We start from the raw sequence: 22220 nt of genomic DNA on the forward strand, positions 1-22220 counted from the left end.
GGCCGCGCCGGAGCGCTGGGCGGACGAAGCACGTCGCACCGGTCCCCTACACGAGCACCGACGCCGCGCGCTGATACGCCGCCACGTCGGCGACGATCGTGGCCAGGTCGTGGCGCGGCCGGTAACCGATCTGCGCGAAGGCCTTGGCGCAGTCGGGCGCGCGGCTGGGCACCTCCTCGAAGCCTGGGCCGTAGGTCTCGTAGGCCTGCTGGTACTCGACATGCACGATCTCGCTCGACGACTGCGTGACGGCGACGACCCGCCGGGCCAGCTCGGCGATGTCCACCTGTTCGAGGCCGCCCAGGTTGAACGTCCCGCCGTGGGCGGTCTCGTCCTCGAGCAGCGCGACGAGCGCCGGGACGATGTCGAGCACGTGGCAGAAGCAGCGCCGCTGCGCCCCGCCGCCGTAGACCGTCAGCGGATCGCCCGCCAGCGCCTGGCCGACGAACCGCGGGACGACCATGCCGTAGCGTCCGGTCTGCCGCGGCCCCACCGTGTTGAACAGCCGCACCGTGACCGCCCGCAGCGCGTGCTTGGCCACGTAGCCGTAGGTCAGCGACTCCGCGACAGCTTTGGCCTCCGCATACGTCCAGCGGCTCAGCTGGGGCGGGCCCAGGACCTGGTCGTCCTGCTCGGTCAGCCGCGGCTTGCTGTTCTTGCCGTACACCTCGCTGCTCGACGCCATCAGGATCGGCACGTCGTGTTCGTGCGCGGCGGCGAGGACGCTCTCGGCGCCGCGGATGTTGGTCCGCAGTCCGCCGAGCGGGTCCTCGAGGATGTTGAACACCCCGACCAGGGCGCCGAGGTGGAACACCCGGTCAACCGTGGCGACCTCGCGTCGCACCAGTGCCTCGTCGCAGACGGAGCCGGTGACGGTGCGCAGGCGCGGGTGCCTGCGCACCGACGCCAGATTGGCCATGCTCCCGGTGGTCAGGTTGTCGAGGACGACGACTTCGTCCCCGGCCGCCAGCAGGTGTTCGGTCAGATGGGAGCCGATGAATCCGGCTCCTCCGGTCACGAGGCTTCTCATCGCGGTACAAGTTCCTCACCCGCGGGCACGCCCACATCGGTCAGTTCGGTCATCGGCCAGGGAATCGGTGTGCAGCGGAACGCCGCCGGTCCGGAGGTGCCGGGCTCGTCCTCGGTCAGGTCGAACTGGTGCAGTTCCCGGCGGAGCGGTGTGGTGGACTCCCAGTACGGGCGGTCGTACGCCGCCAGCGCCTCGCTCAGTTCGGGGTCCGGCGCGGGCACCGGCGCGGTGCTCACGCCGGACAGGACGAACACCTCCCGGCAGACCCGGTCCATCTCGGCCAGCACGCGGCTGAAGGTGCCGTCCGGGAAGTGGCGCCAGTAGTCGGTGATCACGCCGAGCGCGTAGTGCTTCCCGGCACCCGGGAGCCGGGTCCCGAGCAGCCGCAGGCGGCGTCCCGGGCCGTCTGGCAGGTCGGCCGGGTAGCACACGGTGTCCGGGGCGGGCAGGCCCGCCGGCCAGCCCTGCGGCGCGCCGACCAGCAGGACGGCGCCGTCCGCGTCCGTGATCCGGCGGGTCAGCCGGTCCAGGGCGGCCAGGCGGCCGCAGTCCGCGGTCGCGGCGTCCAGGCGGTCGGAGAACCGTTCCAGCGCGGGGATCAGGTCGCGGGAGTGGGCGATGTCGTAGCTGCACACCGCCTCGACGTCCAGGCTCGGGTATTCGCGCACGAGGATGTGTTCGTTGCGCCGGTCGCGCACCACCTCGCGGTTCCGGTCGCGCCCGTGCGGCTGGTGCAGGGTGATCGCCGCGGGGGCGAAGACCGTGGGCAGGCCGGCCCGGGCGAGCCGGTAGCCGAGTTCGATGTCCTCGATGCCCTTGACCTCGAACCGCGTGTCGAATCCGCCGACGAGGTCGAAGAACGACTTGGGCACGGCGGCGTTGAGCGTCCAGAAGAACGCCCAGTCGGCCGGGCGGGGCCGGGCCAGCAGCTCGGTGAGGGGATCGTGCAGCGAGGGGGTCCGGGCCAGCCGTGCGAAGACGGCGTCCGGATCGGAGAAGTCCCAGTCCGCTCCGAGCTTCAGTCGCCATGCCGCCGGGGTCAGTTCGCGCCCGGCGCCGTATCCGCAGACAGCGACCGGGCCCCCGGCCTGGGCGTCGAGGTGGGCGCGCAGCAGGTCCGGGTGGCACAGGCAGTCGGCGTCGAGCAGGACCAGCAGCCCGCCGCGCGCCGCCGCCGCGCCCGTGTTGCGGGCCGCGCCCGCGCCCCGGGCGCGCTCGTGCCGCAGCAGCCTGATCCGGTCACCGTCGGCGAACTGCGCGACGGTCTCACCGACCGGCTCGTCGGACCCGTCGTCCACCACGATGATCTCGAACGCACCCGGGTCCAGGGTCTGGCGCGCCAGGCTGGCCAGGCAGTGCTGCAGGGCTCGCGTCCGGTTGTGGGCGGGGATGACGACGGTGATTTCGGGTTCTGCCATGCCTGGGGTTCCTTCCGGTCGGGGCCGTCGGCTCCTCTCGGAGCCGGTCGGCGTCGGCGGCGTGGGCCGGGCCGTGCGTGTCGGACACGACACCGGCCCGGGCTCGGATCAGGTCGATCCCGTCCGATGGCTACAGGACGGTCCGGTGGACTTCGAACGCCTCCGCGTGCCGCACGCCGATCGCGGCACCACGCAGGGTGGCGAGCGCTGCGATCGACTCCTCGCTGCGGATGTGCGGGGCGGGCCGGTGCTGGGACCGGTAGGCCCGCATCGCCGCCAGTTTGGCGTCGAGACGGCCGGTGATGTCGGCGTACGCGGTGGACAGCGGCAGCGGCTCGGACGACCACTGGATCTTGGACGACTCGTAGCTCATCACGTGCGGGACGAGCCACTTGCCGAACTGGGAGCCGATCGGCCGGGCCGCGGCGAAGCCGGCGGCGAAGGTGGCCGCGTGGTCCTGGTCGTAGTCCCGGCCGCTGGGCAGCAGCAGCAGGTCCGGGCGGCGCCGGTCCAGCTGCTCCTGGAACTCGTCGACCAACTCGCGGCGGGGGAGCGTGTCGAGCCGCTCGTTGAGCTGCCGGTCGCCGTGGACGACGGTGTAGCTGAAGCCGAGCAGCGCACTGACCTGTTCGATCTCGGCCAGCCGCGCCTGGTAGGTGACCGGCTCGTCCAGCCCGTAGTGCGCCATCCCGTCCACCGACAGGTACACCACGTGCACCTCGCCGCCCGCTGCGGACACCGAGGACAGCAGCCCTCCGCAGCCGAGCACCTCGTCGTCCGCGTGCGGCGAGAGCACCAGCACGCTATCGAAATTCCTCAAAGTTCCGGCTCCTTTCCTTGTCGCTGTCAGGGCCCCCGCTGCCGTCGGCGGCGTCGGCGAGCAGCGTTCTGATCGATGCGGTCGACACGAACGGGAGGCCGGCCAGGGCGGCGAGGGGCTCGGGCCCCACGGCGGCGAGCGCGGCCAGGTCCTCGAAGGTCGGCGGCGTGTCCGGCTCGTCGGTGAGCGCGTCCCAGGCGCGCAGCCGGCGCCCGAGCTCGACCACCGGCTCCGGGCCGGGGCCCACCGCCGCGACGGCGTGGGCCCGCAGGGCCGCGGGCGTCTCGGGCGTCCCGGAGGAGAGCGCCCCGACGGCGTGCATGTGGTCGAGCACCGCGACCAGCCGCCGCCGTGACTCCTCGTCGAGCCGCGCGTCGCGGGGTCGGCCGAGCAGCGCGGCCACGTCGTACGGCACCGGCAGCGCGGCCGGATCCGGGTCCGGCCGGCGCCGCCAGTACGGCGGGGTGAGGTGGTAGAGCTCTGCGAGGTGCCGGCGCAACCGCGGCCAGGGGTACTCGTCGAGCACGCACCGGACCTCGACGGTGTCACCGGGCGGCTCGGGCCGGTACACCTGGACCCCGTCGCGGGCGGCCAGCACCGTCTGGTCGCTCACCGTGCGGCCGTCGCCGGCCGGCACCCACGCCCGGGGCGACGGCGTGTGCCGGTCGGCGGTGACGGTCAGCACGACGTCGGCGGCGAACACCGCGGCGCGGGTCCACCACTCCGCCGCGTCCAGGCTCGCGTCACCGTGCCGGTACTCGATCGAGTCGCCGGCCCGGCCGACCGACCTGGCGATCTTGAGCGCCGGGTGCGCCAGGCGGCGCTTGAGGTCGTCCCGCAGCTGTCTGATCCGGGTCGCGTCCACCGGCGGCGGCCCGGGCAGCGGCTGGCAGAACCGCGTGCCCCGGTGCGCCTCGGCCCGGATCGAGGTGCCCAGGCGGAAGTGCAGCCACTGCCGGGCCTGGAAGCGGGCCAGGTGGCGGGCGTGCAGGGCGGTGTCGGTGCCGAAGGGGACCCCGACGTGGACGTGGCCACCGGCCCGGACGCTGGTGTAGCCGCCGCAATCGCGGATGATCGCGCACACCGCGACGAGGTCTTCGTACGCCTGCGGGGTGTCCCGCAGGATCGGCGAGACGACTTCGCCGTCTCCCTCGGCCTCCTCCAGCTCGACCCGCCAGGTACGGCGGTCCTCGCTGTAGGGCTCGGCGCCGTCGGGCCCGCGGTCGGCGCCGTGCTGCCGCACCCGGGCGTCGCGGGCGAGCCCGCGCGCCCGCAGCAGTGCGGCGATCGCGTCGATCTGCGGGGTGCTGAGCAGCGTTCCGTCCGCCGCCCGGGCGCCGCGGCCGGCGTGGAACTCGATCTCCACGCCGCGGGTGACCAGCCTCCCGGCGCCGCCGAGCAGCCGCCGGTACTCGGTCTCCAGCGGCGGCAGCCCGGCCCGCAGCCGGCGGGCCACCCGGTGCGCCGCCTCGTCGAACAGCCGGTGGTCGCCCAGGTAGGAGCAGGCCGGCCGGGCGGGCAGCAGCCGGCGCAGCTGATCGCGCACCTCTGCCGTCGTCATCACGGCCGGCCGGCCCTCGGCCGGCTCCAGATGCGGCGGCAGGCCGCGGGGCAGCAGCCGGTCCTGGTGATCGGCGAACCTGGGGACGGCGCCGGCGTGCGGCGGGTGGGACCGCCACGCGTCGGCCCGTTCGTCGGCGCCGTCCGCCCACTTGAGCCGGACGCCGCGGCGCAGGTCCGCGACGACGTAGCCAGGCGCGGGCACGTGCACGGATTCGCCCAACCGCGCCGCCAGTTCGGCTGCCCACCCCGGCTCCACATCGGAGGCGGCCAGGCACACCTCGAAGCCCGCATAGCCGTGCTCGCGGAGCAGCGCGGCCACCTCGCCCGGTGCCGGAAGCGGTGCGCCGTCCCGCAGGGTGACCAGGCACAGGCCTTCGGGTCCGGTCACGCCGTGCACCTCGATTCCGGACACCGGGCCGGCCTGCCCCTGCGCCACGGTCACTCCGATCCGCGCAGCACGCCCCAGGTGTGGTGGACACACCTGACTCCGCCGTGGATCCGGACGGTGAACCCGCGCTCCCGGGCCCCCGTGCACAGCAGCCCGTCCCAGCCCATCGTCTCCTCCCAGTCGAACAACACCGGTGTCTGCGAGACGACGGCGTTGGCCCACACGGTGCAGGCGCCGCCGACGCAGCCCACGTCGAGTGGCTCGTCCGGCAGCTCCTCCCACGGGATCGGCGCGCCCCAGCCGCCCTCGGGCCCTGCCTTGCCCCCGCAGACGTAGCGCCCCTCGACCCGGTCCCAGGCCGCGGAGATCGCCGCGAGCGGCGTGCCGCTCGGGCGCGAGTACTCCTCGACGAGCCGGCGCACGGCGTCGGCCGGCGGGTCGATGTCGTCCTCGAGCGTCAGGATCAGGTCCTCCTTGATCCTCGGCAGGACCGAGGCGTAGAGGCGGGCCACGTGCAGATTCCGCTCCCGCTTCAGGTACCACTCGTCCGGCGACGGCTGGTACACGGTGCCGTCGACGGTGAAGTCGAGGTGCTCGAGCCCACGGGCGGCCTGGATCCCGACGCTTGCGGCCCGCAACCGCTCGGTGAACTCCGGATAGCGGCTGTTGTCCACCACGTAGAGCGAGGTCCGGGCGGGCAGCTCGGTCTTCAGCAGCACCTCCTCCCACCGGGAGAAGGTGCTCTCGCGCCCGGCGTGCAGCGAGACGATGGCAAGGGAGCGCTTCTGCCAGGCGTCAGCCGTGGCGTCGGCCTCGGACCGCGGCAGCAGCGGTGCCGCGAAGCTGACGGCGCGCCAGCCGGCGGCGGTCAGATCCAGGCAGAGCGCGTGGTCGAGCGACGCGGGCCCGTCGCACCGGTCCGGCCACCATCCCACCAGCTCGGCGGCGGCACGCCGCCAGACCGAGGCCGGCTCGATGCCGTCGGCCACGCGCAGCGCCCAGTAGTCCCGCTCACCGTCCTCGCTGCCGGGCGACAGCACCGCGACGTCGGACGGCGCGGAGCACACGGCCTGCTGGGCGGCCGCGAGCAGACCCGCCGGAACGACCGCGTCGACGAACACCGCCCAGCGGGCGTCCGTCGCGGCCCAGCCCGCGGTGCGGGCCTGCGCCCGGCTCGGCCAGTCACCGGCCAGGACCGTCCAGCCTTCGGGCACCTCGAGGGGGGCCGGAGCGCCGAAGCCGAGCAGGATCCGCTCGGCGGGCGCCGAAACCTGGGCGTCGACCGCGGCCAGCACCGCGCCGAGCCCGCCGGGACCACCGGCGTCCGCCGTGACGATGACGGCGATCTCGGGGGCCGTGGTCACGCCGCGCTCACCCCGTGGTCGGAGAGCACCTTGGCCAGGGCGTCGACGCAGTCCTGGATGTCCTCGGGCTCGGCCGCCGGGTGGACAGGCAGGCAGAACGCCGTGCTCGCGCACAGGTCGGAGTTCGGGCAGGTCTCGTTGGAGGGGTTGCCCGCGAATATGGGCTGGCGGGTGAGCGGGATCGGGTAGCGGCGCTGCGCGGGGACCCCCGCCTGCTGCAGCTCGGAGACCAGCGTGACGACGTCGAGGACGGACGGGTCGGTGGTGAGCCGCAGGGTGTACTTCCACGGCGCGGCCACCCCGCCGGGCACGACCTTCGGCAGCGAGAGGCCGGGCAGCTGCGCGAGGCCTTCGTCGAGCAGGGCGCCGTTGCGGCGGCGCGCGGCGACGAAGTCGTCGAGCCGGCCCAGCTGCACGAGACCGACGGCCGCCTGCGGCGAGGTCAGCCGGTAGTTGTAGCCGACCACGGCGTGGTGGAACAGCCCGGGGCCGGCCGGCACCAGGCCGTGGTCCCGCAGCGTGCGCAGCGAGGCGGCCAGGTCCGCGTCCGCCGTCAGCAGGGCTCCGCCCTCGCCTCCGGTCGTCATCGTCTTGTCCTGCCAGAAGCTGAAGCAGCCGACGTCGCCGACCGAGCCGACCCGGCGGCCGTCGATCTCGGCGCCGTGGCCCTGGGCGGTGTCCTCGACGAGCTTGATCCCGTGTCGGCGCGCCATCTCCGCCAGCTGCCCGACCGGCGCCGGGTAGCCGTTGAGGTGCACGGCGATGACGGCCTTGGTGCGCTCACTGATCTTGGCCTCGGCGTCGGCCGGGTCGATGCAGTAGGTGTCCGGGTCGATGTCCACGAAGACGGGGGTGGCGCCGAGGTAGGCAATGGGAGAGGCGGACCCCACGAAGGTGTAGGCCGGCACCAGGACCTCGTCGCCCGGGCCGATGCCCAGCGCCGTGAGCGCGAGGTGGATGGCGCTGGTGCCGTTATTCACGGCGATCGCGTGCGGCGCCGAATGCCACTGCGCGTAAGCCTCTTCGAACTCGGCGACGTGACGGCCGGAGTTCTGTGAGAGCTCGTTGGTCAGCAGGACGGCGGCGGCGGCGTCCACCTCCTGCGGGCCCAGCTGAGGCCAGGACGGGAAGTTCTTCGTACGTACGGCGGACACGTCTCTCCCAGCGGGTTCGAAGGTGAGAAGGGAACGGTTCACAACCGGCTCCGTCCCGGCCGCTGAGCTTAGGCACGGGCACTGGTGGAGGAATGAACGCCGTCTGTCGGCGGCGTTCAGAGCGCGGTCAGAGCTTGATCACTGGACTTCCCTAACGTTCTCGCCAAACATCCGAGAGATTGGCGTCTTCGTGGAGCAGGGACTTGCGCCGGTGCCGGAGGGCCCGAGGCGGCCTTACCGGGACCAGTGGGAAGCGGCGGTCGCCGAGGCCTACGCGGACGAGCTCGACGTCGCCGACGTCTCGATCGACACCGCGTTCAGCACATCCGGCGACGACGAAGCGGCCGCCCGCATCGCCGACCGGCTGTTCGAGACGACCCGCGCCCGGCTGCCCCGGGCCGAACTCACCGCCCGCGACACCGTCGAACGGGTCGCCGCGTACCTGCGCGAGCGCGCGCCGTCCGACCGCTGCCTCCAACTGCCGGCCGATTTCGATCCGCATGCTCCCTCGCTGTTCTACTTCCACTCCGCTTCCGGCACGGCGATGGCCATCAGGACCCTGCGTTCGGTGCTGCCGGTCCAGTCGGTCGGCGTGCGCGCCGCCGGGCTGGAGGGCGAACGCGAGGTGCCCCGCAGCATCGAGGAGTTCGCCTCGATCTACCTGGAGGAGCTACTGCGGCTGCCGGCGGAGCAGCCGTATCTGCTGTGCGGCTTCTCGACCGGTGGCGCGATCGCCTTCGAGGTCGCCTGCCGGCTGCTGGCGGAGGGTCGGCGCGTCGCGATGCTCGCCCTCATCGACAGCCAGCCGCCGGACCCCTCGCTCGCCGCGGGGGTGTCCTCGGAGGAGGTCCTGATCGGCGGCAGACTGCAGGAGTTGCTCCGCCGGATCGGCGTCGACGTGCCCTACACCATCACGGTCGGGGACGCGGGCGTCGTCAGCAGCCTGAAGGAGGCCCGCGTGCTCGCGGAGACGGTCGGACCGGAGGTCCTGCGGCGCCAGCTGGAGGTCTTCGCCCGCACCCTGCGCGCCGACCGGTTCTACCACCCCGGCTACTACGCCGGAGACCTGCACTACTTCAACGCCCACATCGCCGACGACCTGGTCGGCAACTGGGAGCCCCACGCCCGGCGCGTCATCCGCCACCGCGTCGAGGCCGACCACCACGAGTACTCGATCTTCCCCGACCCGGGATTCCGCACCGAGTTCGTGGACGCGGTCCGCGACGCCTTGCCAGAAAGGCCGTGACAGGCATGATCGAGAGCACTCCGTCCGCACCGCCCGCGCAGCAGCGTCTGAGCAGCCACGTCGAGTGGACCGAGGCCCGCGTCGAGAACCACGAGCTGAACCTCCGTGAGTTCGAGCAGCGGGCAACGCTCCTGCACAGCCTGCCCCGGGTGCTGTTCGTGGAGCTGACCGAGAACTGCAACCTCTCCTGCCCGATGTGCCGCTCGGCCGGCAAGTTCGACCGCTCCCGCAACATGAGTCAGGAGCTGTTCGACCGGATCGCGCGCGAACTGTTCCCCACCGCCGAGATCGTGGACCTGCGCGGCTGGGGCGAGAGCACGATTCTGAAGAACTTCCCCCGGTTCGTCGACCAGACCCTCGACTACGGCTGCCGGGTCCGCATGGTGACCAACCTGACGGCGTTCCACGAGGCGACGTGGCGCAAGCTCGTGCGTTCCGGCGCCCTGATCTCGGTGTCCTTCGACGCCGGCGAGCGCGAGACGTTCGGGAAGGTCCGCCGCGGCGCCGACATGAACGTGGTGCTGCGCAACCTGGAGGTGCTGGTCGACGAGGCACACGCCAGCGGAGTGGGCACCGGCAACATCCACCTCAACGTGACCGTGCAGCCCGCGGCACTCGACGAGCTGACCACCATCGCCAAGCATGCTGCACGGCTCGGCGTCGGCATGCACCTCAGCCCGATCACCCTCCCGGACGGGCATCCGGACCAGCTGCTGCACCACCGTCCCGACGTGTTCCGCGCGCTCGCCGAACTGGCGGAGGTAACCGAGTCCACCGAGGTGGACGTTCAGCTCAACACGGCGCTGGACGAGCTGTGGGCCGACGACGACACGGCGAACAAGACCTGCACGCATCCGTGGATGTACCTGTACGTCAACTACCGCGGCGGCGTGGGCTTCTGCGACCACCTGATCGGCTCGCCCGCGGAGCACCATCTGGTCGGCGATCTGAACACCTCCGGCCTGCGCGAGATCTGGAACAACGAGCAGTACCTGTCGTTGCGCGCCCAGCACGGCGCCGGCCGCGAGCACATCGACCCGAAGTTCGAGGACTGCCGGTGGTGCTACCGCAACCGCTACCTGGACTTCGACCACGAGTCGTACCAACCGTACGAGCAGCACCGGACGCGGCTGACCCGCTCCCTGTGCGCGTCCTTCGTGCCCGGTCCGGCGACCGCGCCGCCGGGGAGCCGGCTGCTGCCGTTGTCCGTCCACCCGGCGCCCGCTGCCGAGGGGGACCAGTGACGGCGCCGCGACGGCCCGCGTGGCCGGAGACGGACGAGCGCTCCCACCTGCTTCCGCTGGCCGGCTCCGACTGGGCCGTGTGGCGTGACGTCGTGCTGCGCGGCGCCGGCTTCCCGGTGACCGAGGCGGGCCGGCTCTCGGCGCCCGGCCTGGCGCAGGCCGCCGGTCTGCCGGACCAGGAGTTCGACGAGCTGTGGAAGGCGGAGCTCGAACGGCTGGCGGACTCGCTGCGCGAGGTGGCGGCCGACCCGCGGTTCCGCGAGGCCGTCGCCTGGCAGAACCCCGCCGCGGTGCGCAGCGCCGTGGACAAGGTCGGCCGCCCGGCCGAGCCGGGCCGCACCACAGAGCTCAAGCATCTGCAACTCGTCGCCAACTACCTGCAGCGGTACACGGTCAAGAACGACACCATCGGCTTCTTCGGCCCGGCCGCCTGGGGCCGGTTGACCGAGTCCGACCGGCCGATGGACTGTGCCGGCGGGCCCGGCCTGCTCGCCGACCGCACGGTCTACTTCGAGAACTGGGCGATCGACACGCTCGCCCGGCGACTGTCCGACCAGCCCGGCATGCGTCCATGGCTGCGGCCGGTGCTCTCCGGCGGGGTGTTCGTGGACGACGACCGGCTCCTGCGTCCTTACCGGGAACCCGTCGAGCTGCCGCCCGGCGTCCTGTCCCTGCTCCGGATGTGCGACGGATCGCGAACCCTCGCCGAGCTGGCGGCGCGGCGGGACACCTCGACGGTCGACTCGATCGTCGAGGAGCTGCGGCCGTGGCTGGACGACGGCGTGGTACGGATGGACCTGAGCGGTCCGATCGAGGCGCATCCCGAACGGACGCTGCGGGAACGGCTCGCCCTGGTCGGCGACCGAGAGCCGCGCGAGCGCGCGCTCGCCGCGCTCGACGAGCTGGAGCGCGGCCGGGACGCGGTCGCCGCGGCGGCCGGCCGGCCGGACCGGCTGATGGCCGCCACCGCGGCGCTGGACGAGGCGTTCCTGCGGATCACCGGCAGCGACGCCGTACGCAGGCACGGCGAGATGTACGCCGGGCGGACCCTGGTCTACGAGGACACCAGGCGCGACGTGGATCTGGAGATCGGACGACCGGTGCAGGCAGCGATCGGCGGGCCGCTCGGCCTGGTGGCCGACAGCGCCCGGTGGTTCGCCGGCCGCGCCGGCCGCAACTACCTGGACCTGTTCGGTTCCCTGCTCGACCGGCACAGCCGCGCCACCGGCCGCGACCGCCTTCCGTTGTCCCAGCTGCTGGGGATGGCCACCCGGCAGCTGACGACCCGCGGCGGGCCGCCGGAGCCGGTGGCAGACGCGGTGTCCCGGCTGCAGGCCAAGTGGGCGCGGATCCTCGAGCTACCGGACGGCGCGCGGCGCCACGAACCGACCGTCGAGTCGATCCGGGACGCGGTCCGCCGGGAGTTCCCCGCGACCGCCCCGTTGTGGTCCGCGGCACGGCACCACTCCCCCGACCTGATGATCGCCGCGGCCGGGCTGGACGCGGTGCGCCTCGGGCGGTTCACGGCGGTGATGGGCGAGCTGCATCTGGCCACGAACACGCTCGAGGCCCGCCCCTTCGTGGAGCGGCACGCGGACGTCGGCCGGCTGCTCGAAGCCGCGGAGCGCGACCACGCCGGCCGCCGCTGGTATTCGGTGCCCAGCAAGGACTCACCGCTGGTCAACTCCCGCAGCTACCCGGCCGCGCTGCTCTCGCCGCACTTCCGGTACTGGTGCCTGCACGACAGCGACACCGGCGCGCCCGGCCCGGTGTTCCCGTCCGCCGCGTTGGAGGTGTGCCGCGAGGACGGGCGCCTGGTGGTGGTCTCGAAGACCGGCGAGGGACCGTGGGACCTGCTGGAGGTGCTCGCCGAGCAGGTCTCCGCCGCGATCGTGGGCGCTTTCCGCCCGCTAGCGCCGGCCCGGCACCTGCCGCGGATCTCGATCGGCCGCCTGGTGGTCCAACGGGAGGCCTGGAGCTTCGAGCCGGCCGAGCTGGAGTGGGCGTTCGCCAAGACCGCGGCCCGGCGGTTCCGGGAGGCGCAGAAATTCCGGGAGGCGCACGACATGCCGGTGCGGACTTTCTGCCGCGTGCACACCGAGCGCAAGCCGACCCTGACCGACTTCAGCAGCGTCCTGATGCTCGAGCAGACCGCGCGCGCGGTGCGCCGGGCCGCGGCGGACACCGCCGAACGCCGGAGCGTGACGATCTCGGAGATGCTGCCGGACCTCGGCCAGACCTGGCTGACCGACGCCGCCGGCGCGCCGTACACGGCCGAGCTCCGGATGGTGCTCGTCGACCCGCTCGGCACCGAGGGAGCCCGACTGTGACCCCTGCGGCCATCGAGGCGTCCGGGCTCGGCCGGTCGTTCACCGTGGCGGAACGGGACGCCGGGCTGCGCTCGGCGGTCGGCGTCCTGGTCCGCCGGCGCAAGCAACAGGTGCACGCCCTGCAGGACGTGGGCATCCGCGTCGAGCCGGGAGAGATCGTCGGCATCCTCGGCGCGAACGGGGCAGGAAAGACCACCCTGCTCAAGCTGCTCTCCGGCCTGCTCCACCCCTCGGCGGGATCGGTGCGCGTACTCGGCCACGATCCGGCCCGGCGCGAGCCGGCCTACCTGCGCCGCATGGCGCTGGTCATGGGCAACCGGTACCAGTTGCAATGGGATCTGCCCGCCGTCGACTCCTTCGAGCTCAACCGGGCGATCTACCGGATCCCCCGCGAGCGTTTCCGGCAGACCAGGGACGAACTGGTCGAACTGCTGGACCTCGGCGACCTGGTGCGCAAGCCGGTACGCAACCTCTCGCTGGGCGAGCGGATGAAGATGGAGCTGGTCGGCTCGCTGCTGCACCGGCCGGAGATGCTGTTCCTGGACGAGCCGACCCTCGGCCTGGATGTCGCCATGCAGCGGCGGATCCGGACGTTCGTCGCCGAATACAACCGGACCCGATCCGCGACCGTGCTGCTGACCAGCCACTACATGGCCGACATCGAAGCGCTCTGCCAACGGGTCGTGGTGGTCCACTGCGGCCGGGTGCTCTACGACGGAGACCTGTCGCGGCTCGGCGAGCGCTTCGCCGCGCACCGCGACATCGAGGTGACGCCGACCGATCCCGGCGTGGACCTGAGCGGGTTCGGCGAGTGCCGGCCCGCTTCCGCCGGGCGGTTGCGGGTCCGGGTCGAGGCGGCACGGGTGCCGGAGGTGACGACCCGGCTGCTGGCCGGGGGTGGGGTCACGGACCTCACGGTGACACGGCCCGCGATCGAGGACGTCATCGAGCACATCTTCACCTCGGACGCGGTCGACCTGCGGGTCGACGGCGCCGACCCGGCGGGCCGCGGCGCCCCGGCCACGGCGGCGGCTCCATGACGGCCGGGGGCGCGGCGGGCCGCGTACGGGCGCTGGGCGCCTTCTACGCGGCCGCAGGCCGGCAGTCGATGACCCAGCAGCTGACCTATCGCGCCAGCAGCCTGCTGCTGATGGTCGGCATGCTCACCGAGCCGGTGATCTACCTGGTCGTGTGGTCGGCGATCGCCCGCTCCCAGGGCGGATCCGTCGACGGATACACGCCGGGCACCCTGGCGGCCTACTACATCACCTGGACCCTGGTGCGGAACATGAACGTCGGCTACGCGCCGGCCGGGTTCGAGCACCGGATCACCACCGGCCGGATGTCGGGCCGGATGCTGCTGCCGATCCATCCGATCCACTACGACCTGGCCGGCTTCGGCGGGGCCAAGATCGTCTGGATCGCCCAGTGGCTTCCCGTCGCCGCCGTGCTCGTCCTGCTGTTCCACCCGACGGCGCATCCGACCCCGGCCGGTGTGCTGGTCTTCCTGGTGTCGATCTGGGCGGCGTTCGTCATCCGCTCGCTGTTCCTGTGGCTGATCGGGCTGGTGACGTTCTGGACCACCAGGGCGAGCGCGCTGTTCGAGCTCTACCTCCTGTTCGAGCTGCTGCTGTCCGGACGGCTGGTGCCGCTCACACTGCTGCCGCAGTGGATGCGGAGCGCGGCCGGGTGGTTCCCGTTCGAGTGGACGTTCAGCTTCCCGATCAACGCACTGATCGCACCCGGCCCGGCCCCGCGGCTCCTGGCAGGGCTGGGCGTCCAGGCGCTGTGGATCGGCGTGGGAGCGCTGCTCGTGGCGGTGGTTTGGCGGCGCGCCGTGCGCCGGTTCACCGGGGTGGGCGCGTGAACATCCGACTGGCCGCGCTGTACCTGCGCCTGCTGCTGCTCAACGAGATGCAGTACCGGGCGAACTTCCTGCTGCGCATCGTCACCTCCGTGCTGTCCCTGGGCACCGCGGTGATCACACTGGCTCTGGTCTTCCGCCAGGTCCAGCGGCTGGACGGCTGGGACCTGGACCAGCTGGTGGTCCTGGCCGGCGTCTACACCACCCTCAGCGGCTTCACCCAGATGCTGGTGATGCCCAACGCACTGGCCTTGTTGACGGACATTCAGGAGGGCACCCTCGACGCGGTGCTGCTCAAGCCCGCCGGTGCCCTGCTGGCCGTCAGCGTGCGCTCGTCGAAGGTGTGGCAGGGGCTGGACGTGGCGATCGGCCTGGCCACGACGGCGACCGGTGCGGTGCTCTCCGGCGGCGTGGGCCTGTCGGCGGTCCCGGTCTTCGCCGTCACGCTGCTGTGCGGGGCCGCGCTGATCTACAGCTTCCTGATGTCGATCGCCATCAGCGCGTTCTGGTTCGTGAAGTTGGACAACGTCGCCGAACTGTTCTCGGGCCTGTTCCAGGCGGCACGCTGGCCGGTCGGCCTCTACCCCGGGTGGATGCGGATCGGGCTCACGGTCGTGATCCCGATCGGCCTGGCCGTCACGTTGCCCGCCGAAGTCCTCACCTCCCGGGCGACCGGGGCGGGCCCGGCCGCGTTGGCCGCATTCGCCGCCGCCGGCCTCGCCTTCACCCGGTTCCTGTGGCGGCGCGGTCTGCGGCGCTACTCGGGTGCCTCAGCCTAAGACCTCGTACGGAGATCCTGTGGACATCAGCCTCTTCTATTTCGCCGACGACGCGTCGCGCACCGACCAGGGACGCTACGACCTGCTGCTCGACGGGGCCCGGCTGGCCGACGACGCGGGTCTGCACGCGGTGTGGACACCGGAGCGGCACTTCCATCCCTTCGGGGGTCTCTACGCCAACCCGGCGGTCACCGGCGCGGCGGTCGCGGCCGTCACCCGCCGGGTCGGGGTGCGGGCCGGGAGCGTCGTGCTGCCGCTGCACGATCCGATCCGTGTCGCGGAGGAGTGGGCCATGGTGGACAACCTGTCGAACGGGCGCGCCGCGCTCGCTTTCGCGTCCGGCTGGCACGCGGTGGACTTCGCCCTGACCCCCGAACCCGAGACCGCCTACCGGGAGCGCAAGACCACGCTGGCGCAGCACATCGAGGTGGTGCGCAGGCTGTGGGCCGGCGAGGAGGTCATCCGGCTGGATGGCGGCGGCGAGCGGGTCGGCGTCCGGATCTATCCCGCACCGGTGCAGCCGGACCTGCCGTTCTGGATCACGAGCTCCGGCCGCCCGGACACGTTCCGGCTGGCCGGTGAACTGGGCGGCAATCTGTTGACCCACCTGCTCGGCCAGCGCCCGGACGTGCTGAAGCGGAACATCGCGCTCTACCGGGAGACCCTGGCCGCCCGGCACGGAAGCTCGGCGCGCGGCCGGGTCACGCTGATGCTGCACACCCTGATCGGCCGCTCCGACGCCGAGGTGCTGGAGCTGATCCGGGAGCCGTTCAGCGGCTACCTGGCCAGCTCTCTGGACCTGACCGGCACGTCCGGGCCGACCGTCGAAGGCATCGACGAGCTGACCGAGGCGGACCGCGAAGCCCTGCTGCGCCGGGCCTTCGACCGTTACTCACGCGACAGCGGCCTGTTCGGGTCCCCGGACACCGCGCGCCGCACACTCCGGTCCTTCGAGGACATGGGGGTCGACGAGGTGGCCTGCCTGATCGACTTCGGTGTCGAGCCCGAGGCCGTGCTGAGCGGCCTTCACCGGATCGCCGACCTGGCCCGTGAGCACGCCTGAAGCTCCCGAACGAGAAACGAGAAGACCGATGACACTGCACGAACTCGTCGCCGCGGCGGCCCGGCGCGACCCGCAGGCACCGGCGGTGATCACCTCGCACCGCACGCTCAGCTACGCCGAGCTGGACGGCCTGGCCGAGGCCGTGGCCGAACGGCTGCGCGGATCGGTGCGCCCCGAAGAGCTGGTCGCCGTGGCCCTGGACAAGGGCTGGGAGCAGATCGTCGCGGTACTGGGCGTCCTGAAGGCGGGGGCGGCCTACCTGCCGCTCTCCGCCGACCTGCCCGAGGCCCGGCTCCGGCAGCTGGTCGAGCTCGGCCGCTGCTCCCATGTGCTCACGCAGGCCTCGCTGCTGACGTCCGCGGCCTGGCCCGCGGACGCGGCCGTCTCCACCCTGGAGGGCATCGACCCCGCGCCGGCCGGACCGGCCGCGGGCACCCGGGACAGCCTGGCCTACGTCATGTTCACGTCTGGCTCGACCGGCACGCCCAAGGGCGTGATGGTGGAGCACGGCGGCGTCGCGGACACCGTGCTGGAGATCAACCGGCGCTTCGGCGTCGGGCCGCGGGACCGCTCCCTCGCGCTGACCTCGCTCAGCTTCGACCTGTCGGTCTACGAGATCTTCGGCCCCCTGGCCGCCGGCGGCGCGGTCGTCGTACCGGACCCGGAGCGTGCGGGCGACCCGGCGCACTGGGCCGAGCTCATGGAGCGGCACGGGGTCAGCCTCTGGCACACGGTGCCGGCGCTGCTGGAGATGCTCGTGTCCTGGCTGGGCGAATCCGGCGCGCCGGCTCCCGGGCCGCTGCGCCTCGCGGTGCTCAGCGGTGACTGGATCCCGGTGGGCCTGCCGGACCGGGTGCGCGACCGGTACCCCGCGGCCCGCGTGGTGAGCATGGGCGGCGCGACCGAGACGTCGATCAACTCCCTCATCTACGAGATCGGCGACGTCGACCCGTCCTGGACCAGCATCCCCTACGGCGACCCGCTGCCGGGCGAGGGCTGCCTCCTTCTCGACGACTCGCTCGCGCCGGTCCCGGCCGGGACCGCCGGCGAGCTCTGCATCACCGGCACCGGCCTCGCCCGGGGCTACTGGGACGACTCGCGGCAGACCGAGGCCGCCTTCGTCCGGCACCCCGAGCTCGGCGTGCGCATGTACCGCACCGGTGACCGGGCCCGGGTCCGCCCCGACGGCACGCTGGAGTTCCTCGGGCGAAGCGACCTGCAGGTCAAGATCCACGGATTCCGGGTCGAGCTCGGCGAGATCGAGGCCGCGCTGCGCGGCGCCGCAGACGTCGACCAGGCGGTCGCCGTCGCGCTCGGCCCGAAGACGGCGCGCGACCGCGTCGTCGCCTTCGTCACCCCCGGCCCGCACACCGTGCCCGACGAGGCGGCGATCACCGCCGAGCTCGCCGCACGGCTGCCCGGCCACCTCGTCCCGCGGCGGATCCACGTGGTCGCGGCACTCCCGCTGACCGCGAACGGGAAGGTCGACCGGGCCGCGCTCGCCGCGACGGCCGCGGCGCGGACGGGCCCGGACGCCGAGCCGCCGCGGCCCGGTACCGAACAGCAGCTCGCGGACATCCTCACCGAACTGCTCGGCCGCCCCGTCGCCGACCGCTCGGCCGACTTCTTCGAGCTCGGCGGCAACTCGCTGCTGTCCGTCCAGTTCGTCACCCGGCTGCGTCGGCGGCTCGGGCTCGACATCCCCCTGGGCCTGCCGCTCCGGCGGCGCACGATCGCCGGGATGGCCGAGGCGCTCGCCGGCCTGCCCGCCGTGCGCGAGGCCGCGGAGCCGAGGCTGGCTCCGCGCGCCGACACCGGGCCGGCACCGGTCTCCTTCGGCCAGGAGCAGGTGATGTTCCTCGACCAGCTGGCCGGGGGCGACCGCGCCTACCACTTCCAATGCGTCATCCGCTTCCGCGGCGAGCTCCGGCCGGACCTCGTCCAGCGGGCCCTGACCGAAATCACCCGGCGGCACGAGATCCTGCGCACCACCTTCCACCTCTCCGAGAGCGGCCCGATCCAGGTGGTGCACGACCCGGCCGAGGTGCCGCTGCACGAGCGCGATCTGCGCAAAGCCGCGGACGCCGACCGCGAAGCGGCGCTGACCGCGGCGCTCCGCGCCGAGTTCGACCGCGACTTCGACCTCGCCACCGGCCCGCTGGCCGTGTGGACCCTGATCCGGCTGGCGCAGGACGACTGGGCCCTGGTCGAGACCGAGCACCATCTGGTGCACGACGGCTGGTCGGTCTCGGTGTTCTGGCGGGAGATCGGCGAGCTCTACTCGGCGTGGGCGGACGGGCGCGAACCCGAGCTCGCCGACCTGCCGGTCCAGTTCGCCGACTACGCCGCCTGGCAGCGGGGGCGCTACGCCGTCCGGCGTGGGCAGGTGCTTCCGTACTGGACGGATCGGCTGGCCGGCGCGGGCACCTTCGACCTGGCCGTGAGCCGACCGCGCCCGCCCAAACAGACCTTCCGCGGCACGGCTATCCGGGTCTCGGTGCCCGACGACCTCTATGCCCGGCTGCGCGAGTGCGGGCGGGACGAGGGCGTGTCGCTGTTCGTCGTCATGTTCGCCGGGTTCGCCGTGCTGATGAACCGTTACAGCGGGGCCCGCGACCTGACCATCGGCTCCTGGCTGGCCAACCGCGACAGCCCGGAGACCGAGAACCTGCTCGGCATGCTGGTCAACATGGTCGGCATGCGGCTGCGGTTGGACAAGGACCTGTCCTTCCAGGAGCTGCTCGGCCAGACCCGCGACGCCGTGCTGGAGGCGCTGGCGCACGGCGAGGCCCCCTTCGAGGACGTCGTGCGCTCGTTGGACCTGCCGCGCGACCCGAGCCGGAACGCGCTGGTGCAGACCTGCTTCAGCTTCCACGACTCGCCGGTGCCGTCGTTCGACTGGCCGGGGGCGCGGGGCACGCTGGTCGAGCACAACAACGGCAGTGCCAAGTTCGACCTCAACGTCGTCGTCATCCCCCGCGCTGAGCAGCTGCGCCGGGCGGGCGACCCGGGCGAGCGGGAGAAGCTCGCCCTGATGTGGGAGTTCAACACCGATCTGATCGACCAGGACGCGGCGCAGCGCATGGTCGACCACTACCTGCGGCTGCTGAGCTCGGCGGTGGACGATCCGAGCGGGGCGGTCGACGCCCTGGACATGCTCGTGCCCGAGGACCACACGGCCATCGCCGCCTCCAGCGGGACGGCGCGGGACTTCCCGGTCGCGGACGACGTCGTCGCGCTCATCGCGCGCCAGGCCGCCGCGCGCCCCGACGCCCCGGCGGTCACGGCGGGCGGGCGGACGCTGACCTACGCCGAACTCCAGGCCCGGGCCGACGGGCTGGCCGGCCGGCTGGCCGCGCTCGGCATCGGCCCCGGCCACCGGGTCGGCCTGTGCGTCGACCGCTCCGTCTCCACCGTGGTCGGACTGGTGGGCGTGCTGCTGACCGGCGCCGCCTTCGTGCCGCTGGACCACCGGCACCCCGCGGCTCGGAACGAGTATGTGCTCGACGACGCCGACGTCAAGGTCATCGTGACCACTCCGGAGATCGGCGGCCGGTTCCCCGGCCGTCACAAGGAGTTCGTCAACGGTAAACCCGGACCGGCTCCCGAGCACGTCGCCGACCCCGGGAGCGAGGCGTACGTGCTCTACACCTCGGGCTCGACCGGCCGGCCCAAGGGCGTGCGAGTGCCGCGGCGCGCGCTGGCCGGGCTCCTGGCCTCGATACGGGCCCGGATCGGCTTCACCGAGGCCGACACGCTGCTGGCCGTGACCACGCTGGCCTTCGACATCTCGCTGCTGGAACTGTTGCTCCCGCTCGTGTCCGGCGGCCAGGTGGTCATCGCCGACGAGAGGTCGGCCTCGGACGGGGAAGCGCTGGTCGGCCTGCTGGCCCGGCACTCGGCGACGGTCATGCAGGCGACGCCGCTGACCTGGCGCATGCTCGTGGCCGCGAAGTGGTGGCCGGCCAACCGGTTCACCGCGCTGTGCGGCGGGGAGGCGATGCCCGCAGACCTGGCGGCGGAGCTGGTCGAACGGGCCGCCGTGTGCTGGAACCTGTACGGCCCCACCGAGACCACCATCTGGTCGACGGCGTACCGGCTCGACGGCGGCGAGTCGCCGGTGCCGATCGGCACGCCGCTGGCCAACACCTTGGCCCGGGTCCTCGACGACCGGCTGCGGCCGGTGCCGCCGGGCCTGCCGGGCCAGCTCTACCTGGGCGGTACCGGAGTCGCCGACGGCTACACCGCCGCCGGACTCACCGAGGAGCGCTTCACCGCCCTGCCAGGCGAGGACGGCCGGTTCTACCGGACCGGCGACGTGGTGCGGTTGCGGAGCGACGGCGGGCTCGAGTTCCTGAATCGCGCGGACCGGCAGCTGAAGCTGCGGGGCTACCGGATCGAGCCGACCGAGATCGAGCAGGTGCTGCTCGCCCACCCTGCCGTGGCGGATTGCGCCGTCGAGCCGAAGGGCGACCCGGCCAGACTGATCGGCTACGTCGTCAAGGCCGACGCCGCCGTGACCTCCGCCGAACTGACCGAGCACCTCGCGGCCGCGCTGCCCGCCTACATGGTGCCGCAGGCACTCGTCGACCTGGATCAGCTGCCTCTGTCGCCGAGCGGCAAACTGGACCGGGCGGCGCTGCCGGAGCCCGGCCCGTCGGCCGGGACCGCGGACGCGGCCGACCGCGCCCCGCTGACCGGGCCCGAGCAGGAGATGGCCGTGCTCTGGTCGGAGGTACTCGGCGGTGTCGCCGTGGGGCCCGACGACGACTTCTTCGAGATCGGCGGGCACTCCCTGCTGGCACTGCGCCTCGTCTCCAGGGTCCGGGCGAAGCTGGGCGGCGCGATCAGCGTGGACACGGTGTTCGACTTCCCGACGGTGCGGTCGATGACGGCCGAGCTGGGCAGGACGGGCCGATGAGCACCCGGCAGGCGTTCGCCCCCACACCGGCCGCCGCGGCCTACGTGGGGGAAAGGTTCGGGCTGGCCGGCACCGCGCTCGGCGCGGAGCCGACGGCCCGCGGGCTGTGCGGCCGGATCTGGGAGCTGACGGCCGCCGGCACCCGGCACGCGCTCAAGGAGCTGTTCTGGGACGACGACCAGGACGAGCAGGAGATCCGCGGCCGGGTCCGGTTCGAGACTGCGGCGCGGGCCGCCGGGGTCGGGTGCCCGCAGAGCCTGCCCACCGTGGACGGCGACTACCTCTGCCGGCTTCCCCCTGAACTCGGGAACGTATACGTCCGGCTCTACAGCTGGATCGACGGCAGGCCCCTGACTCCCGCGGACCATGCCGCCGAGCACGCCGCGGACTGGCTCGGCGACTGCCTGGCCCGGCTGCACCGGCTGGCTCTGCGGGACCCGGGCGCCGGTGCGCCGGACAGCAGGTTCGAGCGCGTGCCGACCGCGGATCAGTGGCAGGAGCTGCTCGACGCGCTGCGCGCACAGCGCGTCGAGTGGGCCGACGGGCTCGAACGGCTGATGCCCGCGGTCGGGGAGCTGTCCGAGCTCGTCGTCCCCTTGGACCGGGACGCCCTGGTCATGTGCCACCTCGATCTCACGCCCGCGAACGTGATGCGTGAGCGCACCGGCGGGTTCGTGCTCGTCGACTGGGACAACGCCGGACCGGGCTCGGCCGACCACGAGCTCGCCGCGGCCCTGATGGCCTGGCACGCCCCCGACGGCCGGGCGCGGACGGACCGCGTCGCCGCCACGGCGGCAGCGTACGCACGGGCTGGCGGCCCCGGCCGCGTCAGGGACCTGTCGTGCTTCTCCGGGTACCTGGGCACGGTCCTCAACAACCTGTACACGCAGGCGTCGGTCGCGATCGCGGCGGACGCGCACGAAGAACACCGAGAGCTCGCGCGGACCAAGGTCCGGCAGGTGATGGCGAACCTGCCCAGCCGGTCCGCACTCGAACAAGTCGGCCTGAGCGCCGAGAACCGATGAGAGGGACACAG

The 22220-nt window shown here is 72.9% G+C and carries 15 protein-coding genes; 9 read left to right on the plus strand and 6 right to left on the minus strand.

Going from position 1 to position 22220, the window contains the following annotated elements; all coding sequences use genetic code 11:
- Positions 1 to 46: 46 nt before the first annotated feature.
- The 6 genes from ABD369_RS10340 to ABD369_RS10365 form a co-directional block, all read right to left on the minus strand.
- Entirely contained in the window at positions 47 to 1030 is a 984-nt protein-coding gene (locus ABD369_RS10340; RefSeq protein WP_344636001.1) for an NAD-dependent epimerase/dehydratase family protein, read from the minus strand.
- Positions 1027 to 2448 carry a glycosyltransferase family 2 protein gene (locus ABD369_RS10345; RefSeq protein ID WP_344636002.1) on the minus strand — a complete coding sequence of 474 codons (1422 nt, stop codon included), beginning with the start codon at positions 2446 to 2448 and terminating at the stop codon, positions 1027 to 1029. The genes ABD369_RS10340 and ABD369_RS10345 overlap by 4 nt, the downstream gene beginning before the upstream one ends.
- A 130-nt stretch (positions 2449 to 2578) precedes the next feature.
- Entirely contained in the window at positions 2579 to 3268 is a 690-nt protein-coding gene (locus ABD369_RS10350) for a PIG-L deacetylase family protein (RefSeq protein ID WP_197084767.1), read from the minus strand.
- Positions 3252 to 5219 carry a hypothetical protein gene (locus tag ABD369_RS10355; RefSeq protein WP_344636003.1) on the minus strand — a complete coding sequence of 656 codons (1968 nt, stop codon included), beginning with the start codon at positions 5217 to 5219 and terminating at the stop codon, positions 3252 to 3254. The genes ABD369_RS10350 and ABD369_RS10355 overlap by 17 nt, the downstream gene beginning before the upstream one ends.
- 50 nt (positions 5220 to 5269) lie before the next feature.
- Positions 5270 to 6583: a hypothetical protein gene (locus ABD369_RS10360; protein WP_344636004.1), complete on the minus strand. Its 1314-nt coding sequence runs from the start codon at positions 6581 to 6583 to the stop codon at positions 5270 to 5272.
- Positions 6580 to 7737, minus strand: a complete 1158-nt coding sequence (locus tag ABD369_RS10365; RefSeq protein ID WP_344636005.1) for a DegT/DnrJ/EryC1/StrS family aminotransferase — start codon at positions 7735 to 7737, stop codon at positions 6580 to 6582. The genes ABD369_RS10360 and ABD369_RS10365 overlap by 4 nt, the downstream gene beginning before the upstream one ends.
- A gap of 190 nt (positions 7738 to 7927) precedes the next feature.
- Here ABD369_RS10365 and ABD369_RS10370 point away from each other — a divergent pair, with 190 nt between their 5' ends.
- The 9 genes from ABD369_RS10370 to ABD369_RS10410 are packed head-to-tail and all read left to right on the plus strand — an operon-like array spanning position 7928 to position 22209.
- On the plus strand, positions 7928 to 8983 hold the full coding sequence (locus ABD369_RS10370) for a thioesterase domain-containing protein (RefSeq protein WP_344636006.1): 1056 nt from the start codon (positions 7928 to 7930) through the stop codon (positions 8981 to 8983).
- Positions 8984 to 8988: 5 nt separating this feature from the next.
- Positions 8989 to 10227 (plus strand): radical SAM protein, encoded by a 1239-nt coding sequence (locus ABD369_RS10375; RefSeq protein WP_344636007.1) that lies wholly within the window; start codon positions 8989 to 8991, stop codon positions 10225 to 10227.
- Positions 10224 to 12557: a lantibiotic dehydratase gene (locus tag ABD369_RS10380; protein WP_344636008.1), complete on the plus strand. Its 2334-nt coding sequence runs from the start codon at positions 10224 to 10226 to the stop codon at positions 12555 to 12557. The genes ABD369_RS10375 and ABD369_RS10380 overlap by 4 nt, the downstream gene beginning before the upstream one ends.
- Positions 12554 to 13597: an ABC transporter ATP-binding protein gene (locus ABD369_RS10385; RefSeq protein ID WP_344636009.1), complete on the plus strand. Its 1044-nt coding sequence runs from the start codon at positions 12554 to 12556 to the stop codon at positions 13595 to 13597. The genes ABD369_RS10380 and ABD369_RS10385 overlap by 4 nt, the downstream gene beginning before the upstream one ends.
- The gene (locus ABD369_RS10390) at positions 13594 to 14424 is read left to right on the plus strand and encodes an ABC transporter permease (RefSeq protein ID WP_344636010.1); all 831 of its coding nucleotides are present in this window, start codon (positions 13594 to 13596) and stop codon (positions 14422 to 14424) included. The genes ABD369_RS10385 and ABD369_RS10390 overlap by 4 nt, the downstream gene beginning before the upstream one ends.
- Complete coding sequence (locus ABD369_RS10395) at positions 14421 to 15200, plus strand: ABC transporter permease (RefSeq protein ID WP_344636011.1); 780 nt, start codon at positions 14421 to 14423, stop codon at positions 15198 to 15200. The genes ABD369_RS10390 and ABD369_RS10395 overlap by 4 nt, the downstream gene beginning before the upstream one ends.
- Positions 15201 to 15219: 19 nt before the next feature.
- Positions 15220 to 16263: a MupA/Atu3671 family FMN-dependent luciferase-like monooxygenase gene (locus ABD369_RS10400; protein WP_344636012.1), complete on the plus strand. Its 1044-nt coding sequence runs from the start codon at positions 15220 to 15222 to the stop codon at positions 16261 to 16263.
- 28 nt (positions 16264 to 16291) lie between these two features.
- On the plus strand, positions 16292 to 21184 hold the full coding sequence (locus ABD369_RS10405; RefSeq protein WP_344636013.1) for an amino acid adenylation domain-containing protein: 4893 nt from the start codon (positions 16292 to 16294) through the stop codon (positions 21182 to 21184).
- Positions 21181 to 22209: a phosphotransferase enzyme family protein gene (locus tag ABD369_RS10410; protein WP_344636014.1), complete on the plus strand. Its 1029-nt coding sequence runs from the start codon at positions 21181 to 21183 to the stop codon at positions 22207 to 22209. The genes ABD369_RS10405 and ABD369_RS10410 overlap by 4 nt, the downstream gene beginning before the upstream one ends.
- Positions 22210 to 22220: the final 11 nt, after the last annotated feature.

This window comes from Kitasatospora cystarginea, from assembly GCF_039533515.1.
Classification (GTDB): domain Bacteria; phylum Actinomycetota; class Actinomycetes; order Streptomycetales; family Streptomycetaceae; genus Kitasatospora; species Kitasatospora cystarginea.